Here is a 6,879-nt window from a genome sequence, read left to right on the forward strand (position 1 = left end):
CGGAACCTTCGCCTACGACCAGAACGGCGCCTTCGACGCGCTGCAGGCAGGTGAAACCGCCACCGAAAGCTTCACCTATACCGCCACCGACGGCACGGGCAGCTCGTCCCCTGCAACCGTGACCATCACCATCAACGGCGTGACCGACAATTCCGCGCCTGTCGCTGCAGCCGACGGCTTCTCGGTTGACGAAGATGCGGTCCTGTCGGGCGCGAACCTGCTGGTGAACGACACGGACGCGAATGGTGACGCTCTTTCCGTCGGCTCCGTGAACGGCTCGTCCGCCAATGTCGGCAGCCAGATCGTGCTCGCCTCAGGCGCTCTTCTGACCGTGAATGCGGACGGAACCTTCGCCTACGACCAGAACGGCGCCTTCGACGCGCTGCAGGCAGGTGAAACCGCCACCGAAAGCTTCACCTACACCGCCACCGACGGCACGGGCAGCTCCTCCCCTGCAACCGTGACCATCACCATCAACGGCGTGACCGACAACACGGCTCCGGTCGCCGCGGATGACAATTTCAGCCTCGCCGAGAACGGGACGGTTTCCGACACGCTCCTTGCAAACGATAGCGACGCCGACGGCGACACCCTGACCGTTACCCAGGTCGAGGGCACCACAGCCAATGTCGGCTCGGAAATCACGCTGGCGTCCGGCGCCAGACTGACCGTCAACGCTGACGGCACATTCGACTACAATACGAACGGCGCCTTCGATTATCTGGAAAGCGGGCAGACGGCGACCGACAGCTTCACCTACCAGGTTTCCGACGGCAAGGGCGGCTTCGACACCGCCACCGTTTCGCTGACGATCGACGGGTATTCGCCGCCGGTTACCAGCGAGTCGGTCACAATCGACTTCGAAGGTATGGCGACGGGCCCCTATCCCGGGGTGGGAGACCTTGAGTTCTCGGGCCTTGAAACCACGGCAACCGATCCATTGTCCGGTTCCCTGTCCGGGCTTTCCTCAGGCTTCACGATCCTGACGAATGGCCAGGACTTCGATCTGGACAGCCTGCTTCTGCAGGCGGTTAGCGGCCGCGTCCGTATCCGGATCGAAGCCTATGACGACGGAGTGCTCGTAGGGTCCACTTCAGTCAATACCCGCAGCAACAGTACCAGCAATGTCACGTTCGACACGTCCTTCGACAGTGTCGACAAGATCGTCGTTTCCGCCAATGGCGACTTCCTGGTCGACAACATCGACCTTGTCGCCCATTCGAACGTTCTGCCGGGCGGCAATTCCGCTCCGACCGCCGTGGACGACAGCTTCTCGACGGTCGAGGGCACTTCGTTCAGCGACAACCTGCTGACCAACGACAGCGATCCGGACAATGATGCGCTGACGGTCACTTCCGTCGCCGGCCAGACCGGAGGGCCGGTCACGCTGGCGTCCGGTGCCATCGTCACCTTTGCTGCGGATGGCACCTTCACCTACGACCCTAACGGGGCGTTTGCCGGCCTCTATGACGGGGACGGCGCCACCGACAGCTTCACCTACGAAGTTTCCGACGGGAACGGCGGCACGGACACGGCAACGGCCGTCATCAACATCAGCGGTTCGGGAACGCCACCGCCTGCACCGACGGCCCATGTCATCGGGTTCGAAGCCGGCGGCGCCGGCATGGCATTCGATCAGGAGGACGGCTTCGTGTTCCTGAACACGGTTGCCACGAACCAGTCCATGGGCGTGGCTTCCGGATCATATGCCGGGCAGAGTGTCGGCGACAGCCTGACCTTCTACAGCGGGGACGGCAGCAGCTTTGACTTCGACCAGGCGGTCTTCACCGCCGTCGACGGCAAGAACGTCACCGTCACAGTCCATGGCTTCGAAGACGGCGTGGAGATCGACAGTTACAGTTTCCGCATCCGGGACAACAAGGAAACCGTCGCACCGTTGCCCGACGGAATCTTCGATCACGTCGATCAGGTGACCATCACAGCAACCGGTGGCGTCATCGTCGACGATCTCACCCTGATCTTCTGACCGACAGACATCCGGCCCAATCGGAGAGGCGCGCAACGGCCGCGCCTCTTCGGCTTATTATCTGAGGGCTTTCCTGCCTGCCCCTTTCACAATCCGTTCCGGAAACCTGCCAAGCAAGACAAAACCCCGCCCGGCTTTCGCCGGACGGGGTCTGAAAGTCCTGGTTTCGCGCAAACGCGAGGCAGGCTTATTTGTAGTCGTACTTGCCGTCTTTCCACTCGTACCAGACATAGCCCGGCAGAGTGACGTCGCCCTTGTCGTCGAATGACAGGTCGCCGAGAACGGTCGAGAAGTTACCACCGTTCAGTGCAGTGACGACTTCGTCGTAGTCCGTGGAACCGGCGGCCTTGGCAGCGTCAGCCCAAGCCTGGATGGCGGCGTAGGTGTAGAGCGCATAACCTTCAGCGGTCTTGCCTGCATCCTCAAGAGCCTTCACCACCGGAGCGGCAACCGGGTTCTTGCGCGGATCCGGAGAGAAGGTCATCAGGGTGCCTTCACCGGCCGGACCGGTGATCGACCAGTATTCGTCGGTCACGAGCGCATCGCCGGAAACCAGAAGGGTGTCCATGCCCTGGTCGACCATCTGACGCTTGATGAGGCCGGCTTCGGTGTGATAGCCGCCGACGTAGAGGACGCCGATGTTGTCCTGCTTCAGCTTGGACACAAGCGCCGTGTAGTCCTTTTCACCAGCGGTGTAGGCTTCATAAAGCGTTTCGTTCTTGCCCAGGCTGTTCATGACGGCCTTGGTGGCGTCCGCGAGGCCCTTGCCGTATGCGGTCTTGTCGTGGATGACGGCGATGTTCTTGTCACCGAATTCCTCGGCAAGGTAGGTGCCGGCAACCTGGCCCTGCTGGTCGTCACGGCCGCAGACGCGGTAGACGCCCGGTCCCGGACGCTCGTCAGTGAACTTCGGGTTCGTGGAGGCCGGAGAAATCTGGACGATACCTTCTTCCGCATAGACGGCGGACGCCGGGATCGACGAACCGGAGCAGAAGTGACCCGCCATGAAGACGACGCCCTTGCCGACCATCTGGTTCGCAACGGCGACGGCCTGTTTCGGATCGCAGGCGTCATCGCCGACTTCCAGAACCAGCTGTTCGCCATTGACACCGCCGGCGGCGTTGATATCGGCCACGGCCTGCTCTGCACCAGCTTTCATCTGCGCGCCGAAAGAGGCGTACTGACCGGTCATCGGACCTGCTGTCGCAATCACGATATCCGCAAATGCGGCCGTGGACATTGCCACACCGGCCACAGCTGCCACGCTCGCCAAAAGATATTTTTTCATCATCAACTCCCCTGGTTCCAGTTTTCTGGACCACTGTTGAAAGAAGCATCCGCTTCCGGTTTGGCCGAACCACGAACGATTGTTCTTGTTTTTCGTTCGAAGCCGGCCGGTTCCCCATCGGTGTTCACCAACACCGCTGGAATTCTCACGCTCTCAAGCGTATTGATCCGTTTGCCCTTCACGCAACCTCCACGTGAAAGGGCTGGTTTTTTCATAAAGCCAAACATACTGCGTTGTCATCTGGTTAGTACGCGTATACCGCCAGCCCGCGAGACCGAATGCCAGCATAACCAGATAATCCACAATCAGGTAGTGCACTGACAAAAGCGACCCTTCAAAGAGGGAAAAGGTCAGAAAGCGGACCGCCAGCGTCAGCAGAAACAGGAACCAGAGCAGGACCGGAAGGGGGCGCCAGGTGTTGGCGCAGCCGCGCCCTGTCATCCAGGCTGCTCCGCCGCCGATCCCGCACAGCAGGACCAGGAAAACGCCGAGACCAGTTTGATAGAGAATACCCATGGCGCGCTCCTAATGTCTTCCGCCTTCGAGATATGCTGCCTGCACATCCTCGCGTGTGAGAAGTTCCTTGCCGGTTCCGGACATGGTGATCTTTCCGTTCACCATCACATACCCCCGGTGCGCCAGTTTCAAGGCATGATAGGCGTTCTGCTCCACCAGGAACACGGTCAGCCCGTCGCTCTGGTTGAGATCCCGGATCGCATCGAAAATCTGCTTCACGATGATCGGTGCGAGGCCCAGGGACGGCTCGTCCAGAAGCAGCAGGCGCGGCTTCGACATGAGCGCCCGGGCGATCGCCAGCATCTGCTGCTCACCGCCCGACAGGGTTCCGCCCCGCTGGTTCTTGCGCTCCTTCAGGCGCGGGAACAGGTCGAACGCTCGCTGAAGGCTTCCCTCCAGGTCCTCGTTCTTTGCCATTTCCGCACCCATGACGAGGTTTTCCATGACGCTCATGCGCGGGAAAATCCGGCGTCCTTCCGGAGACTGGGCAATCGACTTGCGCATGATCTCGTGGGTCGGCATCCGGGTGATGTCTTCGCCGTCATAGATAACCTCGCCGGAACTTGCCTGGGGCGTGCCGCAGATGGTCATCATCAGGGTCGATTTTCCAGCGCCGTTGGCGCCGATCAGCGAAACGATCTCGCCATTGTCCACGGTGAGGTCGACACCGCGCAGGGCGATGATCTTGCCGTAGTGGGTTTCGACATTCCTGACTTCGAGGAGATGATTTGAGGATGTCACAGCTCGACCTCCGCTTCCACGGCCGCAACCTCTTCGTCCGGAACGCCCAGATAGGCCGCGATCACTTTCGGATCGTCTTTCACTTCCGCGGCGGTTCCGTCGGAAATCTTCTCGCCGTAGTCGAGCACCACCACGTGGTCCGAAATTTCCATCACAACGCTCATGTCGTGTTCAATCAGCAGGACCGAAGTATCATGCTCCTTCCGGATATACTGGAGGAGGGCATTCAACTCGGCGCTTTCCTTGGGGTTCAGACCGGCAGCCGGCTCATCGAGGCAGAGCAGTTCCGGACCGGAGCACATCGCGCGGGCGATTTCCAGCCGGCGCTGATCGCCATAGGGCAGATCGGCGGCCGGTGCGTCTGCCCGGTCGATCAGGCCGATCCTGTCGAGCCAGTAGCGCGCCTTGTCGACCGCCCCGCGTTCCGCTTTGCGGAAAGCCGCCAGTCCGAAGATCCCGGCCACGGAATAGCCGGAGGCCAGCATGAGCGGATTGTGCTGGGCCACCATCAGGTTTTCCAGAAGGGTCATGCCGCCGAACAGGCGGATGTTCTGGAAGGTTCTGGCAACCTTGGCCCTGGCCGAGATCCTGAAATCCGGCATGCGTTCGAGGAGAAACTTTTCCCCCCCGGAGCGGTGCATGACAATCCGGCCCTCGGTCGGCTTGTAGAAGCCTGTGACACAGTTGAAGACAGTGGTCTTGCCGGCGCCGTTCGGCCCGATCAGCGCGGTGATGTCGCCGCGCCCCACGTTGAAGGACAGGTCATCGATCGCGACGAGGCCGCCAAAGCGCATCGTCACATGTTCGATCGTCAGGACGGGGTTGTTATCCCAGGGTTTCATCCGTGGCCCTCCTGTACGAGATCGGCACTGATGCCCTTGCCTTTCTTGCCGCTGAGCGTGATGGACGGCACCCGGGTGGACACAAGTCCCCTCGGTTTCCAGACCATGATGACCACCATGACCAGGCCGAAGACCAGCATGCGGTATTCTTCCAGCTCGCGGAAGAATTCAAAGCCGCCGATCATCACGACTGCAGCGATGACGACGCCGATCTGGCTGCCCAGACCACCCAGAACCACGATCGCCAGAACCACGGCGGATTCGATGAAAGTGAAGCTTTCCGGAGAAATGAACCCCTGACGGGTTGCGAAGAACGATCCGGCAAAGCCGCCGAACATCGCACCGAGGGCGAAAGCCGTCAGCTTGGTATTGGTCGTGTTGATGCCGAGCGACCGGCAGGCGATTTCATCCTCGCGCAAGGCTTCCCAGGCTCTTCCGACAGGCAGTTTCCTCAGGCGCATGGTCACGAAGTTGGTGGCCAGGGCCATGATAAGGATGAGATAGTAGAGGAAGATAATCCGGTGGATGGAGCTGTAGTCCAGCCCGAAGACATCCGCAAAACCGCCTTCGCCCCGCGTGAACTCGATGCCGAAGAAGCTCGGGCGCGGTATGCCGGAGATACCGTCCGGGCCGCCGGTGAAGTCGTACCAGTTGAGCAGGACCACCCTGATGATTTCCCCGAAGGCCAGCGTCACGATGGCGAGGTAGTCTCCCCTCAGCCACAGCACCGGGAACCCGAGGATGATGCCCCAGGTCGCCGCCAGCAGGCCTGCCAGCGGCAGCGCCATCCAGAAGCCGATGTCGAAATACTGCGCCAGCAGTGCAAACGAATAGGCGCCGACGGCATAGAACGCCACGTAACCCAGGTCGAGAAGACCGGCCAGGCCGACCACGATGTTCAGACCCCAGCCGAGCATGACGTAGGTCATGATCAGGATCGCAAGGTCGATGAACTGCCGGTCGCGATCCGGATACACCGCCATCACGATGAACGGCAGGGTAAGGGCGATGATCAGCAGAACCGGCCCGAGGAAACGGCCGACAACCGTCGTCAGTGCCGGAGGGATCGAAATCTTGACGCCGCTGGTCACCGGCTTCGCGGCCTTGAAGATGAACAGGTTCAAGAGCAGCCGGACGCCGAAGACGATGGCGATGGCGATGAACCACAGGCCCCAGCGGTAGGTGAGATCGAGCCCACCCGTGCCGATGTCGGTGCGCAGCGCGAAGAAGAAAAAGCCCAGCACTGCGGCAAGAAGTGCGGCCATCGCCGCGTCCTTGACGGATTCGGCCATCAGGCCGGTTTTCGGAGCGGCGTTCATCAGACTTTCTCGACTTCGGGTTTGCCCAGCAATCCGGACGGCATGAAGATCAGCACGATGACCAGGATCGAGAACGCGGCGACGTCCTTGTATTCGACCGAGAAATATCCGGACCAGAACACTTCGATCAGGCCGATCAGCAGCCCGCCGAGCATGGCGCCGGGCAGCGAGCCGATGCCGCCGAGC

6 protein-coding genes and 1 pseudogene are annotated in these 6,879 nt (G+C 61.0%); 1 reads left to right on the forward strand and 6 read right to left on the reverse strand.

The window, feature by feature from the left end:
• A partial coding sequence (locus tag ACQY7U_RS23800) for an Ig-like domain-containing protein (RefSeq protein ID WP_428650314.1) occupies nucleotides 1–1,987 on the forward strand: 1,987 nt, incomplete at its 5' end.
• A gap of 187 nt (nucleotides 1,988–2,174) precedes the next feature.
• Here ACQY7U_RS23800 and ACQY7U_RS23805 read toward each other — a convergent pair.
• The 6 genes and pseudogenes from ACQY7U_RS23805 to ACQY7U_RS23830 all read right to left on the reverse strand — a co-directional run.
• Nucleotides 2,175–3,275: a branched-chain amino acid ABC transporter substrate-binding protein gene (locus ACQY7U_RS23805; protein WP_428650316.1), complete on the reverse strand. Its 1,101-nt coding sequence runs from the start codon at nucleotides 3,273–3,275 to the stop codon at nucleotides 2,175–2,177.
• A 153-nt stretch (nucleotides 3,276–3,428) separates the two neighbouring features.
• Nucleotides 3,429–3,791, reverse strand: a complete 363-nt coding sequence (locus ACQY7U_RS23810; protein ID WP_428650319.1) for a DUF6867 family protein — start codon at nucleotides 3,789–3,791, stop codon at nucleotides 3,429–3,431.
• A gap of 9 nt (nucleotides 3,792–3,800) precedes the next feature.
• Nucleotides 3,801–4,532, reverse strand: a complete 732-nt coding sequence (locus ACQY7U_RS23815; protein WP_428650322.1) for an ABC transporter ATP-binding protein — start codon at nucleotides 4,530–4,532, stop codon at nucleotides 3,801–3,803.
• Entirely contained in the window at nucleotides 4,529–5,374 is an 846-nt protein-coding gene (locus tag ACQY7U_RS23820) for an ABC transporter ATP-binding protein (RefSeq protein ID WP_428650325.1), read from the reverse strand. The genes ACQY7U_RS23815 and ACQY7U_RS23820 overlap by 4 nt, the downstream gene beginning before the upstream one ends.
• Nucleotides 5,371–6,693, reverse strand: coding sequence for a high-affinity branched-chain amino acid ABC transporter permease LivM (gene livM, locus ACQY7U_RS23825; RefSeq protein WP_428650328.1), 1,323 nt, complete (start codon nucleotides 6,691–6,693; stop codon nucleotides 5,371–5,373). Before livM ends, ACQY7U_RS23820 begins: the two co-directional genes overlap by 4 nt.
• Nucleotides 6,693–6,879, reverse strand: a pseudogene (locus ACQY7U_RS23830) (branched-chain amino acid ABC transporter permease LivH); the annotation flags it as partial. The pseudogene ACQY7U_RS23830 and the gene livM, both read right to left, overlap by 1 nt.

It is taken from the genome of Roseibium sp. (assembly GCF_050301095.1).
Classification (GTDB): Bacteria; Pseudomonadota; Alphaproteobacteria; order Rhizobiales; family Stappiaceae; genus Roseibium.

What these genes read in the sequence shown, in the direction of transcription:
- ACQY7U_RS23805 (WP_428650316.1), bottom strand. Translation starts at nt 3,275, where the DNA reads ATGAAAAAATATCTTTTGGCGAGCGTGGCAGCTGTGGCCGGTGTGGCA.
- ACQY7U_RS23810 (WP_428650319.1), bottom strand. Translation starts at nt 3,791, where the DNA reads ATGGGTATTCTCTATCAAACTGGTCTCGGCGTTTTCCTGGTCCTGCTG.
- livM (WP_428650328.1), bottom strand. Translation starts at nt 6,693, where the DNA reads ATGAACGCCGCTCCGAAAACCGGCCTGATGGCCGAATCCGTCAAGGAC.
- ACQY7U_RS23820 (WP_428650325.1), bottom strand. Translation starts at nt 5,374, where the DNA reads ATGAAACCCTGGGATAACAACCCCGTCCTGACGATCGAACATGTGACG.